Origin of the sequence: Streptomyces sp. NBC_01669 (genome assembly GCF_026339735.1) — a bacterium.
Taxonomy (GTDB): Bacteria; Actinomycetota; Actinomycetes; order Streptomycetales; family Streptomycetaceae; genus Streptomyces; species Streptomyces yanii.
This window is the reverse complement of record NZ_JAPEQG010000001.1, coordinates 5425334-5440700: the sequence shown is the minus strand read 5'-3', so window position 1 is coordinate 5440700 and position 15367 is coordinate 5425334. Positions and strand designations below refer to the sequence as shown.

Genomic DNA, 15367 nt, shown 5'->3' with positions numbered 1-15367 from the left:
TCCGCCATCCCCTCCCCTTCGGTCACGAACCGTCACGACTGAGTGACGGACAAGCGTCGGTCAGGCCACTGTCCGCGACACGCAGACACGTTTCACCGACCCAGCTTCCCCACCGACTGGCACATTTGGCAGGCTGTCACCGCAACTCGGGGGGATTGCACGGGAGGGACATCCGCACCATGCACGCAGCACAATCAGTCACATCCGGCGATCCGCGCCTCAACTGGAGCAGCACCGGGACGAGCAGCGCACCTCGTCTCCACCAACGCCGCGACGGCATCCTGCCGGCCATGGCCGCAGCGCTGTCCGTCCGCGGTGAAACGCTGACCTGCACGGCGGGCAAGGGCGACCAGCCGCCCGTACTGCACCCGTTGGTCCAGGACTTCCTCGACACGCTCACCAGCGGGCAGCGCGAACGCTTCACCGGCCGCTGCCCCGAGGCGATCCTGCTCTCCCGGCAGCTCACCGCCGCGGAGACCGACCGGTCCAAGCGGGCCCAGCGCAAGCCGCTGACCAGCGGGGAGGCGCGGCGCGCACTGAAGCACTCGCGGCTGACCGCGCGTCGGATCCGCGAGGACGGCGACCCGATGCACGGCAGTTACGCACCACCGTGCCGCTCCTGTACGGCGATGCTCGCCCATTTCGGCGTCCGTCCCGTCGACCTCACCACCACCAGCGCGGCGACCACCGCCGAGAAGGGCTGATCGCGCGCCGATGCACAACCGAACCGACCTTCCCCAGCAGAGCGGCCGCGCGACCCCCGCGGACCGCGCCGCCGCCACCCGCTTTCCCGTCGCCGTCGACGCCGCCCTGCGGACCGCGGGCTGGCAGCCGGGCCGCTGGGACATCCGGCAGGCGGAGGAGTGGGCGGACGCGCTGCGCGCCCACACGTCACCGGCCGGGCATCAGCACGCGGTGTTCCCGGCGGCGGTGGAGGCGTGGGCGGAGTTCGGCGGCCTGCACATCACGGCGTCCGCGCCGGGACGGCAGATCGCACCGGCCTCGGTGCGGATCGATCCGCTGAGCGGACTGCACCTGGCCCGCACCCTCGGTGACCTCGGGCGGGCGCTGGAGACCGAAGTCAGCCCGCTGGGCGAGGAGGGGGACGGGCAGGCGGTCCTCGCGATCGACGCCGAGGGGCGGGTGTACAGCATCGACCACACCGGCGACTGGTTCCTGGGCACGGACATCGACCAGGCCCTGGCGACGCTGGTCGGCGGGATCCAGCCGGAGCGTCTGACTTCGGGCTGAGCGGGTTCCGGGACGGGGCGGTGAGGCGGGCCCGGGGTGTCCGGGGACCGCTCTGTCCCCGATCGCCCGGACGGGCTTCACCTGCCGGCCCCCTCAGAGCCCGCACCCGTGACGAAGTGAACGCGCCGCCGCGATCGCCGGACGGGCTCGGAAAGCCGGCCTGCACAGCCCGCAACCCTCTCGGGGTGAACCCGCGCCCTCGTCGCCGGACGGGACGAGACCGCAGGGGGTTACGCGGCCCCGTGGGCCGGGAGTACCGCCGATACCCGGAAGCCCCCCGCGTCCGTCGGGCCCGAGACGAATACGCCGCCCAGGCCCAGTACCCGCTCCCGCATCCCCACCAGGCCGTTGCCGCCGCTCGGCAGCCCCGCGTCCGTCGCGGCGCCGTCCGACGGGCCGTTCTCCACCTGCATCGCGACCTCCGAGCCCCGGTGCGCCAGCCGCACCCACGTCTTCGCGCCCGCCGCGTGCTTGTGGACGTTCGTCAGGGCCTCCTGCACCACCCGGTACGCCGTCTGCTCCACTTCGGGGGCGTACGCGCGCGCCTCGCCGTCCACCGACAGCTCCACCGTCATCCCGGCCGCCCGTGACTGCCCGATCAGCGTCTCCACCTCGTGCAGCCGCGGCCCGTCCTCCGTGGCGGCGGCGGCCGCAGCGGCTGCCGCCTCGCCCACCGCGGCCAGCGGAACCTTCGTGCCCCGGGTCGCCACCGGATCCCCCGTCCGCAGCACGCCGAGCATCTCCCGCAGTTCGGTCAGGGCCTGCCTGCCCATGTCGCCGACCAGCGCCGCGTTCCGTACCGCCTTCGCCGGGTCCTTCGGAGCGACGGCCTGCAGGGCGGCCGCATGCACCACCATCAGGCTGACCCGGTGCGCGACCACGTCGTGCATCTCGCGCGCGATCCGGGTCCGCTCCTCCGTGCGCGCCCACTCCGCCCGCTCCTCGGCCCGGTCGGCGAGCAGCGACAGCTCCCGTTCCAGTGAGTCCGCCCGCTCCCGCAGGCTCTCCATCAGCCGGCGCCGCGCCCCTATGTAGAGGCCGAACAGCACGGGCGGAGCCGTGAGGCCCAGCGACATGAAGAGGGACGTCAGCGGTACGTACCAGTCGCCCGGCCCGAAGTCCCCGGACTGCACGGAGACGCTCTGCCGCAGCCGTACGTACGTGACGATGAACGTCCCGACCAGCGACATTCCCATCAGCACCGCGGTGATCCGGCGCGGCACGTCGGACGCGGCCAGCGTGTAGAGGCCGACCAGGCCCATCAGGAAGCCCATCTCGGCGGGCGTCGTCGCGATCGCGACCAGCACCACGGCGATCGGCCAGCGGCGCCGCACCACCAGAACGGCCCCGGCGAGCAGCCCGAACACCACCCCGACAGGAACCGGCAGCCCGGTGTCCCCCGCGAACGCCACACCTTCCAGTGCGCATTCCAGCGCCGACAGGAGCGCCAGCCCCACGTCCAGGGCGACACTGCGCCGCCGTTCCCACCACCAATAGCCGCGAGTGGTCGTTCCCACGCCTTCCCGGTATGCCCCCGTTACGGTCATGGCATCCAGCCTACGGGCGGGCGCACCTCATTTTCGGGCTACGCGGATCACAGCGCGCCTCGCCGGAGGACGACGACCCGTCGCGTCGAAGGCCGGTGGTACGGCATAGTGTTGTCTGCCCGGTCGACGGCCTGACGGCCTGTCCAGTCGATCGGCTTTGCTGTCCCCTGTGGTGTAACGGCAGCACAGTGGCTTTTGGTGCCATTTGTCCGGGTTCGAATCCTGGCAGGGGAGCATGCACGGGCGGGCCCCGACCATCATGGTCGGGGCCCGCGCCCGTTTCGGCCAGTAGCTCCCCCGGTATCCTGCGGATGTCCACCATCCGAAGCCGAAGGGCACATCCGTGTGTGCCGGACCTCCGCAGGTCCTCGGCGCCGCTCGATCAGGGGAGGCCCCATTGGCAGCCGTCATCGTCCTCGCAGCGGGTGAGGGCACCCGCATGAAGTCGAAGACTCCGAAGGTTCTGCACGAGATCTCCGGGCGCTCACTCGTCGGGCATGTCGTCACCGCCGCACGCGAGCTGGACCCCGAGCACCTCGTCGTGGTCGTCGGCCATGCGAGCGAGCAGGTCACCGCACACCTCGCCACCGTCGACAGCCAGGTGCGGACCGCCTACCAGGCCGTCCAGGGCGGCACCGGCCACGCCGTGCGCACCGCGCTCGAAGAACTCGGCGGCACCATCGAGGGCACGGTGATCGTCGTCTGCGGCGACACCCCGCTGCTCTCCGGCGCGACGCTCACCGCGCTCGCCGCCGTCCACACCGCCGACGCGAACGCCGTCACCGTGCTGACCGCCGAGGTCCCGGACGCCACCGGCTACGGCAGGATCGTCCGCGACGCCGCAAGCGGCGCGGTCACCGAGATCGTCGAGCACAAGGACGCCACCGACGCGCAGCGCGCCATCCGCGAGATCAATTCCGGGGTCTTCGCGTTCGACGGACGGCTGCTCACGGACGCCCTCGGCAAGGTCCGCGCCGACAACAGCCAGGGCGAGGAGTACCTCACCGACGTGCTGTCCATCCTGCGCGAGGCGGGGCACCGCGTCGGCGCCTCCGTCGCCGCCGACCACCGCGAGATCCTCGGGATCAACAACCGCGTCCAGCTCGCCCAGGCCCGCACCCTGCTGAACGAGCGGCTGCTGGAGCGGGCGATGCTCGCCGGCGTGACCGTAGTGGACCCGGCGACGACGCTGATCGACGCCACGGTGACGTACGAGCAGGACGCGATCGTGCACCCCGGCACCCAGTTGCTCGGGACCACGCACCTCGCCGAGGACGCCGAGGTCGGCCCGAACAGCCGGCTGACGGACACCACCGTCCACGCGGGCGCCCGCGTCGACAACACGGTCGCGGTCGGGGCGGAGATCGGCCCGGGCGCGACGGTCGGCCCGTACGCGTATCTGCGCCCCGGCACCACGCTCGGCCCGAAGGCCAAGGCCGGTACGTACGTGGAGATGAAGAACGCCACGATCGGTGAGGGCACGAAGGTGCCGCACCTGAGCTACGTCGGCGACGCGACCATCGGCGACCACACCAACATCGGCGCCGCCAGTGTCTTCGTGAACTACGACGGGGTGTCGAAGCACCACACGACGATCGGGTCACACTGCCGCACCGGGTCGGACAATATGTTTGTGGCACCTGTCACGGTCGGGGACGGCGTGTACACCGCCGCCGGCTCGGTCATCACCAAGGACGTACCGCCCGGTTCACTGGCCGTCGCCCGCGGCCAGCAAAGGAATATCGCGGGCTGGGTGGCCCGTAAGCGTCCGGGCAGCGCCGCCGCGCAGGCGGCTCAGGCCGCCGCGGAGGAGGCCGACAGCGAAAGCTGACCGGAAACGGGTGCGCCGCGCACGGCGTACCGTGATAGATGCTCACCCCATTTCGGCTGGCTCGTTGCACATCGGGACACATGCTGCAGCGCCAGGAACACGTCTGAGGAGACTGTGCTGTGACCGGGATCAAGACGACCGGCGAGAAGAAACTGATGCTCTTCTCCGGCCGCGCCCACCCCGAGCTGGCCGAGGAGGTTGCGCACCAACTGGGTGTCGGCCTCGTGCCGACGAAGGCCTTCGATTTCGCCAACGGTGAGATCTACGTCCGCTTCCAGGAGTCCGCACGCGGCGCCGACTGCTTCCTGATCCAGAGCCACACGGCTCCGATCAACAAGTGGATCATGGAGCAGCTGATCATGCTGGACGCGCTGAAGCGCGCGTCGGCCCGTTCCATCACGGTGATCGTGCCGTTCTACGGCTACGCCCGCCAGGACAAGAAGCACCGTGGCCGCGAGCCGATCTCGGCCCGCCTGGTCGCCGACCTGATGAAGACCGCGGGTGCCGACCGCATCCTCACGGTCGACCTGCACACCGACCAGATCCAGGGCTTCTTCGACGGCCCGGTCGACCACCTCTTCGCGCTGCCGATCCTCGCCGACTACGTCGGTGCCAAGGTCGACCGCTCGAAGCTGACGATCGTCTCCCCGGACGCCGGCCGCGTGCGCGTCGCCGACCGCTGGTGCGACCGCCTGGACGCGCCGCTGGCGATCGTCCACAAGCGCCGTGACAAGGACGTCGCCAACCAGGTGACCGTCCACGAGGTCGTCGGCAACGTCAAGGGCCGGGTCTGCGTCCTGGTCGACGACATGATCGACACCGGTGGCACCATCTGCGCCGCCGCCGACGCCCTGTTCGCGCACGGCGCCGAGGACGTCATAGTGACGGCGACGCACGGGGTGCTCTCCGGCCCGGCCGCGGACCGGCTGAAGAACTCCAAGGTCAGTGAGTTCGTCCTCACGGACACCCTGCCGACCCCGGGTGAGCTGGAGCTCGACAAGATCACGGTGCTCTCGATCGCGCCGATGATCGCGCGCGCGGTGCGCGAGGTCTTCGAGGACGGCTCGGTCACGAGCCTCTTCGAGGAGCAGTAGAAACACCTGACCCAGAAGATCCACTTTGGGTGCGGCCTCCCCGCCGGGTAGACTCAGCGAGTTGCTCGGCGAGGGAGGCCGTACTCATGGGTACGGCGGTCCGTTATCGACGCGCTCTTCGTAGCAGGCCTGTCGTGGGCCGGGTGACCATCCAGTTTTCGTCACCCCACGAGGAGTGCAGTCATGGCCGAGATCAAGCTCGCCGCCCAGCCCCGTACCGAGTTCGGCAAGGGTGCCGCCCGCCGCGCCCGTCGTGACAACCAGGTCCCCGCGGTCGTCTACGGCCACGGCGCCGAGCCGGTCCACGTCACCCTGCCGGCCCACGAGCTGCTCCTTGCGCTCCGCACCGCCAACGTCCTGATCGGCCTGGAGCTCGACGGCAAGGACGCGCTGGTCATCCCGAAGGCCGTGCAGCGCAACCCGCTCAAGGGTGACATCGAGCACGTCGACCTGCTGACCGTCAAGCGCGGCGAGAAGGTCAACGTCGAGATCGCCGTGCACGTCGAGGGCGAGCTCGCCCCGGGCGGCAACCTCCTCGAGTACGTGCAGAACACCCTGCTCGTCGAGGCCGAGGCCACCCACATCCCCGAGTCCGTCACGGTCTCCATCGCGGGCCTCGACGCCGGTGACTCCATCCTCGCCAAGGACGTCCCGCTGCCCGCCGGCTCCGTGCTGGCCGGCGACGAGGACGCCGTCGTGCTGCAGGTCGTCGCCGCGCAGGCCGAGGAGCCGACCGCCGAGGCCGCCGAGGCCGAGGGCGCCGAGGCCTGAGCCTCGTCCTCCCCGCTTCACCTGCTTGACTGACGGGGCGGCGGTTCCTTCCCCAGGGACCCGCCGCCCCGTCCGCCTGTATCCGGGCCATCCGGAACCATCCGTACGCGAAGGAGACCGAGCGCAGATGTCCGACGCCACCGACCCCTGGCTCATCGTGGGCCTCGGCAACCCCGGCCCCGAGCACGCAGCGCAGCGGCACAACGTCGGCTTCATGGTCGCCGACCTCCTCGCCGAGCGGATCGGCGGGAAGTTCAAGCGGGCCCAGAAGGCCCAGGCGCAGGTCGTCGAGGGCCGCATGGGCCCCCCCGGACCGGCCAACCGCCGCGTGATCCTGGCCAAGCCGATGTCGTACATGAACCTCTCCGGCGGCCCCGTCACCGCGCTCCGCGACTTCTACAAGGTGCCGACCGATCACATCGTGGCGATCCACGACGAGCTGGACATCGACTACGGGACGCTCCGGCTGAAGCTGGGCGGCGGCGACAACGGACACAACGGGCTCAAGTCGATGACCAAGTCGATGGGGTCCGACTACCACCGGATCCGGTTCGGGATCGGCCGCCCGCCGGGCCGGATGCAGGTCGCCGACTTCGTACTGAAGGACTTCTCGTCCACCGAGCGCAAGGAGCTCGGCTATCTCGTGGACCGGGCGGCGGACTCGGTTGAGTGCCTGCTCGAGGAGGGGCTTGAGCGCGCACAGAGCGCGTACAACTCATGAGATAGCAGGGCGATCCCGGACCATTTCCGACCAGGGTCCGACGTGAAGTTGACCGAAAGCGTTCGCCTGGCCAAGGATCGCTCCCCATGAAGCGGAGCACCTCCCACCGCGCACTGCTCTACGGCCGCAGCGCCGCCCTGGGCTGCGTCGTCCTGTTGTTGCTCGTCGCGGGCGTCCTGTCGTCCTGGTCCTCGGCGCAGCACATCGTCCTCGCCAAGGGCCGCGAGCACGGCACTATGGCCGTCACCGGCTGCGGCGCCGACGTCTGCACGGGACCGTTCGCCCCCGCCGAGCACGCCACCGCGCGCTCGCGTGTGACGATCGAGCGGTCCGTCGCGGTGAAGAAGGGCGACAGGTTCCCGGTCGTCGTGAAGCCCGGCACCGACGAGGTCGTACGCACCGGGATGCCGGGCTTCCTGCACTCGTGGGTGCCGCTCGGCGGCGCACTGCTGCTCGCCGCCCTGATCATCGGCGGCGGTCTGCGGCTCACCCGGACCGCATGGGGAACCGGGATCGCGGGCGCGGTCCTGCTGGTGGCGACGTTCATCGCCCTCTGAGCCGCACCCTGAGCGACTCCCGGGCCGCGCTCCGAGCCCTTCCCCGGGACGCCCCGAGACGCGGACTCCCGTACCGGAGCCGGGTGTTCGCCCGATCGTTATCCGGAACGTTTGGGGCAGAACCCTGCACACGGGGCGGATGCGCACACATCAAATTTGACGGGCGGAAGCAACCACAAGAAGCTTGGCCGACCCCCCACGGCATCCCTCATCTCCTACGTTGGACTGCCCATGCGCATACTCATTCCCGCCGGCGCTCTGGTCACCGCGGTGACCGCCTCGCTGCTGCTGGCACCTTCCGCCTTCGCGACGCCCAAGGGCGACAACGGCACGGTGAAGATCCACGACGCCAAAACCGGCGAGGAGCTTCGCAGGAACGAACCGAAGGTCTGCTCCTTCTACCTCGACGCGTTCGGCTTCGACGCCTCCCAGAAGGTCCAGTGGCACATCGAGGCCTGGGCCAACAATGACCTGGACAAGGGCGAGACGGTCAAGACGGGCGCCTTCGCGCTCGATGGCTCCGGCCACGGCCGTACCACCGACATGACCCTGCCCGACGGCCAGTACAAGCTGTTCTGGAACTTCGAGGGCGAGAACGGCAAGGCCAAGCACAAGGTCTTCAAGACCGACTGCGAGCCGGGCAAGCCCGGCGAAGAACCCACGAAGCCCGGCGAAGAACCCACGAAGCCTGGCGAGGAGCCCACGAAGCCCGGCGAGGAGCCCTCGGCCACGCCGTCCACCGGCCCGTCCGCTCCCGGCGGCGAGCAGCCGTCCGGCACCCCGTCCCCCTCGGAAAGCACCCCGGCCGGTGCTCCGGCCACCCAGGGCGGCGATTCCGGCAACCTCGCCGAGACCGGAAGCAGCGCCCCGGTCGGCATGATGGCGGCGGTCGCCGTGGCGCTCGCCGCGGCCGGCGGCTTCCTGGTGATGCGCCGCCGCAAGGCCCAGCAGCACTGACGTCCGCGCAGCGGAGTGCCCCCACCGGATGCGTCCGGTGGGGGCACTGTCGTGCTGGGGCGACATGGTCAGCCGGTGTTGCGCAGACCCGCGGCGACACCGTTCACCGTGAGCAGCAGGGCCCGGGCGAGCAGCGGGTCGGCCTCCTCGCCGCGCTCGGCGGCCCGGCGCTGGCGGGCCAGCAGCGAGACCTGGAGGTACGAGATCGGGTCCAGGTAGGCGTCCCGGATGGCGAACGTCTGCTGGAGCACCGGGCTGGTGCCGAGCAGTTCGGTCCCGCCGGTGACCTTCAGGACTTCCTTCACCGTGAGCGCGTGCTCGGCCTCGATGTCGGCGAAGACGTGCTTCAGCTCGTCGGGGACGAGCGTGTCGACATAGTGGCGGGCGATCCGCAGGTCGGTCTTGGCGAGCGTCATCTCCACGTTCGAGATGAAGTTCCGGAAGAAGTGCCAGTGCTCGTGCATCTCGTCCAGAACGGTGTCCAGACCGGCCTCGCGCAGCGCCTTGAGCCCCGAGCCGACGCCGTACCAGCCGGGCACGATCTGCCGCGACTGGGTCCAGCCGAAGACCCACGGGATGGCCCGCAGGCCGTCGAGACCGGCGCCGGAGTCCGGGCGCCGCGACGGGCGGGATCCCAGGTGCAGCTCGGCGAGCTGGTCGACCGGGGTGGACGCGAAGAAGTACGCGGGCAGGTCCGGGTCCTCGACCAGCTTGCGGTAGGCGTCGTGCGCGGCGTCGGAGACCGTGTCCATCGCGGCGTCCCAGCGGGCCAGGGCCTCGTCGGACTGGCGGGGCGCGGTGTGCAGCGCGGAGGCCTGGAGGGTGGCCGCGACGGTCAGCTCCAGGTTCTCCCGGGCGAGCGCCGGGATGAGGTACTTGTCGGAGATGACCTCGCCCTGCTCGGTCACCTTGATCTCGCCCTCCAGCGTGCCCCACGGCTGCGCGAGGATCGCGTCGTGCGAGGGGCCGCCGCCGCGGCCGACGGTGCCGCCGCGGCCATGGAAGAGCCGCAGCCGTACCCCGTAGCGGTGCGCGACGTCACGCAGCCGGCGCTGCGCCCGGTGGATCTCCCACTGCGAGGTGGTGATGCCGCCGAACTTGGAGGAGTCGGAGTACCCGAGCATGACCTCCTGGACGTCGCCGCGGAGGGAGACGAGCCGCCGGTAGGACGGGTCGGCGAGCATCTCGTCGAGGATCACGTCGGCGGCGCGCAGCTCGTCGGTGGTCTCCAGGAGCGGCACGATGCCGATCTTGGCCCAGCCGCCGTGCAGGTCGAGCAGTCCTGCCTCGCGGGCGAGTACGGCGGCGGCGAAGACGTCGTCGGCGCCCTGGCACATCGAGATGATGTACGACTCGATGACCTCGGGGCCGAATCGTTCGAAGGCTTCCTTGATGGTGTGGAAGACGCCGAGGGTCTTCTCGCCCGCGGCGTCCAGCGGGGCCGGGGTCGGGGCGAGCGGGCGGCGTGAGCGGAGCTCCTTGGCCAGGAGCTTCTGCCGGTAGTCACGCGGCATGTCGGCGTAGCGCCAGGATTCCTCGCCGAGCCGGTCGAAGAGCTGGCCGAGGGCGTGGTGGTGGGCGTCGGCGTGTTCGCGCACGTCCATGGTGGCGAGCTGCAGACCGAACGCGGAGAGCGTGCGGATGGTGCGGTTCATCCGGCCGTCGGCGAAAAGACCGCCGCGGTGCTCGCGCAGCGAGGTCTGGATGAGCACCAGGTCCTCGATGAGCTCGGCAGTGCCGAGGTAGTCGCAGCCGGGACGGTGCGGGGTGCCGTTGGCCAGCCGCTCGCGGGTGTTGACGAGCTTCTGCCGGATACAGGTGGCCTTGAGGCGGTACGGCTCCTCGGAGTTCAGCCGCTTGTAGCGCGGGCTGATCTCGGGGAGCCGCTCCAGGTCGGCCTGGAGCGAGGTGAGCAGCTCATCGGTGGCGCCCGTGTAGCGGATGGAGTTGGAGAGCAGTCCGCGCAGATAGTCGATGAGCTCCAGCGCATCGGTGATGCCGTGCTCGTGCTGCAGGATCAGCACCTCCCAGGTGACGGCGGGCGTCACGTTGGGGTTGCCGTCGCGGTCGCCGCCGATCCAGGTGCCGAAGGTCAGCGGGCGGGTGCCCGCGGGCAGCTCGACGCCGACCCGCTCCAGCTCGGCAGCAAGGTCCTCGAGTACGTCCCCGACGGCGTTGGCGTGCAGCTCGTCGAGGTAGTAGATGGCGTTACGGGCCTCGTCGGCCGGCTCCGGGCGGACGACGCGCAGCTCGTCGGTCTGCCAGATGAGGTCGATGTTCTCGGCGAGCCTGAGGTCGTGGCGGCGCCGGTCGGCCTCGATGACGGGTGTTTCCAGCAGCTCGGCGATGCGGCGGAGCTTGTTCAGCACGGAGCGCCGCGCGGCCTCGGTCGGGTGCGCGGTGAAGACGGGCCGTACGTTGAGGTTCTTGACGGTCGCGCGCAGGTGCTCGGGGTCCGCGTCCTTCAGCCGGTCGGCGGTGCGGGCCAGCAGACCGCCCTCGGCGGCGCGCCGGTCGCGCATCTCGTGGGCGCGGTGGACCTGCTCGGTGACGTTGGCGAGGTGGAAGTAGGTGGAGAAGGCGCGCACCAGCTGCGCGGCGGTCTCCAGGTCCGTGTCGCCGAGAAGTTCGGCGGCGGCCTCGCCGTCGGTACGGGTCAGGGCGCGGACACGCTCGACGAGGTCGAGGAGTTCCTGGCCCTCCTGACGTACGAGGGTCTCGCCCAGCAGATCGCCGAGGCGTCGGATGTCGGCGCGCAGCTCGGGGCTGGCGGCGGGGGTCTGGTCGGCACTGCTCACAGTGTGCGGCTCCTTGCAGTGATTGAGGAGGTGCGTCGCGAAGCGTCTCCCCACAAGGGTGACGGCGGGAGACGGGTGGGCACGTCTGTCAGGGGGTCCGGGGCCCGCGGCTGCAGCGGTGCTGCCGCTGCCCCGGGAAAGCAGAGTGCGGACCGCGCTGTCCGACGCTTCCAGGATAGGTGTCCGTGCCGTCGGCGTTGCCCGCAGCCCTCGTCGGCCCGGTGGGGCGATAGCTCCGACGGCTCAGCTCTCGTGCAGCAGGCCTCCGCGCTGCCATACTTACGAAACCGTAGGTTACGGATGCGTAGCCAGAGTTGTCCCTCGTACTCCTCTTCACCCTCCAGGGGACTCCCCATGAACACCAGCCCCGATGTGATCGACGACGCCCCGACGCCGGCGGCCGACGGTCCGACCCTCCCTTCCGCCACGCTGGGCGGCGACAACAAGCGGTCGATCGAGCAGATCGCCCTGCTGCTGTTCATCGTGGTGCCGTTCGTGGCCCTGGTCGCGGCGGTGCCGCTGGCCTGGGGCCACGGTGTGAGCTGGCTCGATCTGGGTCTGCTGGTCGCCATGTACTTCATCGGCTGCCACGGCATCACGATCGGCTTCCACCGCTACTTCACCCATGGCTCCTTCAAGGCGAAGCGCCCGCTCCGCATCGCCCTGGCCGTTGCCGGATCGCTGGCCGTGGAAGGCCCGCTGGTGCGCTGGGTGGCCGACCACCGCAAGCACCACCGCTTCTCCGACGCCGAGGGCGACCCGCACTCGCCGTGGCGGTTCGGCGAGACGCTCCCTGCCCTGATGAAGGGGCTGTGGTGGGCCCACATCGGCTGGATGTTCGACGAGGAGCAGACCCCGCAGCAGAAGTACGCCCCGGACCTGATCAAGGACCCGGCGATCCGCGGGATCTCCCGCCACTTCCTCACCTTCACGATCGCGTCGCTGGCGATCCCGCCGCTGGTCGGCGGTCTGGTGACGATGTCGTGGTGGGGAGCGGCGACGGCGTTCTTCTGGGGCTCTCTCGTACGGGTGGCGCTTCTGCACCACGTCACCTGGTCGATCAACTCCATCTGCCACGCGGTCGGCAAGCGCCCGTTCAAGTCCCGTGACCGGTCCGGCAATGTGTGGTGGCTGGCGGTCCTCTCCTGCGGCGAGTCGTGGCACAACCTGCACCACGCGGATCCGACGAGCGCCCGGCACGGGGTGATGAAGGGCCAGGTCGACTCCAGTGCCCGGCTGATCCGCTGGTTCGAGAGGCCCGGCTGGGCGTACGACGTGCGCTGGCCGGACTCCGCCCGGATCGAGTCCCGCCGGATCGACTCCCGGCGCGAGTCCGCGCACGCCGACGCGGCATGATTGACGATGTGGCGACCGACGGCAGCACGAGCAGCGAGAAGAACCGTCCCTCCTCCACCCGGCGTGCCCGCCGGGTGAGGATGACCGGCAAGGAGCGCCGCGAACAGCTGCTGGACATCGGCCGCACCCTCTTCGCCGACAAGGGCTTCGAAGGCACCTCGGTGGAGGAGATCGCGGCGCGCGCCGGCGTCTCCAAGCCGGTCGTCTACGAACACTTCGGCGGCAAGGAGGGCCTGTACGCCGTCGTGGTCGACCGCGAGATGCGCCAGCTCCTCGACATGGTCACCGGCGCCCTGACCGCCGGCCACCCGCGCGAACTCCTGGAACAGGCCGCGTTCGCGCTGCTCGACTACATCGAGACGTACACGGACGGCTTCCGCATCCTGGTCCGCGACTCCCCGGTCGCCCAGTCGACGGGCACGTTCGCATCCCTGATCAGCGACATCGCCACGCAGGTCGAGGACATCCTGGGGCTGGAGTTCAAGGCCCGCGGCTTCGACCCGAAGCTCGCCCCGCTGTACGCGCAGGCGCTGGTCGGCATGGTGGCGCTGACGGGTCAGTGGTGGCTGAACGTCCGCAAGCCGAAGAAGGCGGAGGTGGCGGCGCATCTGGTGAACCTGGCCTGGCACGGCCTGGAGAACCTGGAGTCGAAGCCGCGCCTGATAGGCCACCGGAAGAGCTGACCCGACGGGAGCCGGCACCGCACGCCGCACGGCGGTGCCGGACGGGCGGCGGGCCGGGACGGCTCGCGCTCGTCCCTTCGGCGTCCCTCACCTGTTTCAATACAGGTGTGATCGAATTCGTGATCGATTGTGTGGTGCTCGGCGTCGTCGGTTCTCTCGTCGGCATGCTGATCCGCCGCAGACACCGGCAGCGGTCGGCGCGGGCGGCCGACGGAGCACCGACCGGGATCCCGTGCATGATCAAGCGGGCGTCCCACGGCAACCGCTGGCGCCCCGGGCAGCTGCTGACCCACGCGAAGCCCCTGACCTGGCGCCCCGCCTACGGCAGGTCGGCGGTCGTCCTCCCCGACGATCTGCACCGGACCGCGGTGCGCGCCGTGTCGACACGTGAGGGTCTGGTCATCAATCCGGGTTCCCGGATCGTGGAGTGCGCATCGTCGGACGGGACTGTCCTGATCGCGGTCATGCCGGTGGATCTGGAGCAGGTGACCGGGGCCCTGAGCGGCGCCTAGCCCACCGTGACGCCGTACCGATCGGGATCGGACCCCGCGCGCGCTCGACCGGCTCCGCGGCTCACCCGTCCACCGGCTCCAGGAACTCCAGCCGGTTTCCCGCCGGGTCGTAGGAGTAGAAGCGCCGGTGCCCCGGCAGGTCGGCGTCCCACTGCACCTGCGCGCCGAGTGCCTCCAGCCGTTCCGCGAGCGTCTCGATGTCCGTGACGCGCAGCCCCGGGTGGGCCTTCTTCGCCGGACGGAAGTCGGCCTCGATGCCCAGGTGCAGCTGAACCGGTCCCGCCTGGAACCAGCAGCCGCCGCGGGCCGCCAGGAACGGGGGCTTGGGGAGTTCGGTCATTCCCAGGACGTCCACGTAGTACGTGCGCAGGGCGGGCTCCGAGCCTGCCGGAGCGGCCAGTTGGACGTGGTCCACCGCGGCGATCATCACTTCTCCTTGTGGGCCACGGCGAAGATGCGGCGGAACGGGAAGACCGTGCCGTGCGGACCCTTCGGGTACGCGGTGCGCAGCAGGTCCCGGTATTCGGTGAGGAAGGCCTCGTGCGCCTCCGGGTCGTCCTCGAGCGCCGTCAGGACGGGGCGCAGGCCCGTGCCCTTCACCCAGTCCAGGGCGGCGTCCTCGCCCTGGAGGAGGTGGAGGTACGTGGTCTCCCAGACGTCCGCCGTGATGCCGGGGGCCGTCAGTGCGTCCAGATAGGCGGCGGGGCTGAGGACCGCGTCGGCGTGGCGCAGGACGCCGGTCAGGCGGGAACGCCAGCGCGGGGACTCCGCCAGTTCGCGCATCAGGGTGTGGGTGGGCTGGTCGAAGTTGCCGGGGACCTGGAAGGCGAACGTGCCGCCCGGGGTGATGCCGTCCAGCCAGTCGGGGAAGCGGTCGGCGTGGCCGGGAACCCACTGGAGCAGGGCATTGGAGACGATCAGGTCGTACGGTTCCGCCGGCGTCCAGGTCGTCGCGTCGGCCTCGGCGAAGTCCAGGAGGGGTGTGGCGTGGGCACGGGCCCGCTCCAGCATCTGGGGGGAGTTGTCGTACCCGGTGATCCGGGCCCTCGGCCAGCGGGCCGCGAGGAGTGCCGTGACGTTGCCCGCGCCGCAGCCCAGGTCCGCAATGCGGGGCGTGGGGGCGGCCGGGGGCTCCGGGATGCGGAACAGGAGATCCTGGAACGGGCGGGTGCGGTGGTCCGCGTGGCGCAGGTACTGCTGCGGATCCCAGGTCGGTGTCGTCATGACAGTCAGGATCGCCACAGAAGTATCTTGATGTCAAGACACTCGAATTCAAGAGACTTCATGTC

The 15367-nt window shown here is 70.5% G+C and carries 15 protein-coding genes and 1 tRNA gene; 12 read left to right on the top strand and 4 right to left on the bottom strand.

Annotated features, from left to right (window positions below):
• The first annotated feature begins 179 nt into the window (after positions 1 to 179).
• Positions 180 to 704: a YwqJ-related putative deaminase gene (locus OG972_RS24505; protein WP_266984795.1), complete on the top strand. Its 525-nt coding sequence runs from the start codon at positions 180 to 182 to the stop codon at positions 702 to 704.
• Positions 705 to 714: 10 nt separating this feature from the next.
• The gene (locus OG972_RS24500) at positions 715 to 1251 is read left to right on the top strand and encodes an SUKH-3 domain-containing protein (protein ID WP_266984793.1); all 537 of its coding nucleotides are present in this window, start codon (positions 715 to 717) and stop codon (positions 1249 to 1251) included.
• Between the two features lie 230 nt (positions 1252 to 1481).
• On the opposite strand, the gene OG972_RS24495 is transcribed toward OG972_RS24500, so the two are convergent.
• On the bottom strand, positions 1482 to 2798 hold the full coding sequence (locus OG972_RS24495; RefSeq protein WP_266984791.1) for a sensor histidine kinase: 1317 nt from the start codon (positions 2796 to 2798) through the stop codon (positions 1482 to 1484).
• Between the two features lie 163 nt (positions 2799 to 2961).
• Here OG972_RS24495 and OG972_RS24490 point away from each other — a divergent pair.
• The 7 genes from OG972_RS24490 (at position 2962) to OG972_RS24460 (ending at position 8729) form a co-directional block, all read left to right on the top strand.
• Positions 2962 to 3032: transfer RNA gene (locus tag OG972_RS24490), tRNA-Gln, on the top strand.
• A 163-nt stretch (positions 3033 to 3195) separates the two neighbouring features.
• On the top strand, positions 3196 to 4629 hold the full coding sequence (gene glmU / locus OG972_RS24485; RefSeq protein WP_266984789.1) for a bifunctional UDP-N-acetylglucosamine diphosphorylase/glucosamine-1-phosphate N-acetyltransferase GlmU: 1434 nt from the start codon (positions 3196 to 3198) through the stop codon (positions 4627 to 4629).
• Positions 4630 to 4748: 119 nt separating this feature from the next.
• Positions 4749 to 5723, top strand: coding sequence for a ribose-phosphate diphosphokinase (locus tag OG972_RS24480; RefSeq protein ID WP_266360979.1), 975 nt, complete (start codon positions 4749 to 4751; stop codon positions 5721 to 5723).
• Between the two features lie 183 nt (positions 5724 to 5906).
• A complete protein-coding gene (locus tag OG972_RS24475; RefSeq protein WP_266984787.1) occupies positions 5907 to 6494 on the top strand; it encodes a 50S ribosomal protein L25/general stress protein Ctc in 588 nt (195 codons plus the stop codon).
• A 127-nt stretch (positions 6495 to 6621) separates the two neighbouring features.
• Positions 6622 to 7215: an aminoacyl-tRNA hydrolase gene (pth, locus tag OG972_RS24470; RefSeq protein ID WP_266984785.1), complete on the top strand. Its 594-nt coding sequence runs from the start codon at positions 6622 to 6624 to the stop codon at positions 7213 to 7215.
• An 86-nt stretch (positions 7216 to 7301) separates the two neighbouring features.
• Positions 7302 to 7772, top strand: coding sequence for a hypothetical protein (locus tag OG972_RS24465; RefSeq protein WP_266984784.1), 471 nt, complete (start codon positions 7302 to 7304; stop codon positions 7770 to 7772).
• A gap of 231 nt (positions 7773 to 8003) precedes the next feature.
• A complete protein-coding gene (locus OG972_RS24460; protein ID WP_266984783.1) occupies positions 8004 to 8729 on the top strand; it encodes an LPXTG cell wall anchor domain-containing protein in 726 nt (241 codons plus the stop codon).
• A 68-nt stretch (positions 8730 to 8797) separates the two neighbouring features.
• Here the strand turns inward: OG972_RS24460 and ppc are convergent, their stop codons facing one another.
• Complete coding sequence (gene ppc / locus OG972_RS24455; protein WP_266984782.1) at positions 8798 to 11527, bottom strand: phosphoenolpyruvate carboxylase; 2730 nt, start codon at positions 11525 to 11527, stop codon at positions 8798 to 8800.
• Between the two features lie 354 nt (positions 11528 to 11881).
• Between ppc and OG972_RS24450 the strand changes: the two genes are divergently transcribed.
• From OG972_RS24450 to OG972_RS24440, 3 genes are all read left to right on the top strand, one after another.
• On the top strand, positions 11882 to 12883 hold the full coding sequence (locus OG972_RS24450) for a fatty acid desaturase (RefSeq protein WP_266984781.1): 1002 nt from the start codon (positions 11882 to 11884) through the stop codon (positions 12881 to 12883).
• Positions 12880 to 13566, top strand: coding sequence for a TetR/AcrR family transcriptional regulator (locus OG972_RS24445; RefSeq protein ID WP_266984780.1), 687 nt, complete (start codon positions 12880 to 12882; stop codon positions 13564 to 13566). The genes OG972_RS24450 and OG972_RS24445 overlap by 4 nt, the downstream gene beginning before the upstream one ends.
• A 107-nt stretch (positions 13567 to 13673) precedes the next feature.
• Positions 13674 to 14078: a hypothetical protein gene (locus OG972_RS24440; RefSeq protein ID WP_266984779.1), complete on the top strand. Its 405-nt coding sequence runs from the start codon at positions 13674 to 13676 to the stop codon at positions 14076 to 14078.
• Positions 14079 to 14139: 61 nt separating this feature from the next.
• Here OG972_RS24440 and OG972_RS24435 read toward each other — a convergent pair whose 3' ends face one another.
• The gene (locus OG972_RS24435; protein ID WP_266984778.1) at positions 14140 to 14505 is read right to left on the bottom strand and encodes a VOC family protein; all 366 of its coding nucleotides are present in this window, start codon (positions 14503 to 14505) and stop codon (positions 14140 to 14142) included.
• Positions 14505 to 15302: a trans-aconitate 2-methyltransferase gene (locus tag OG972_RS24430; protein ID WP_266984777.1), complete on the bottom strand. Its 798-nt coding sequence runs from the start codon at positions 15300 to 15302 to the stop codon at positions 14505 to 14507. Before OG972_RS24430 ends, OG972_RS24435 begins: the two co-directional genes overlap by 1 nt.
• Positions 15303 to 15367: the final 65 nt, after the last annotated feature.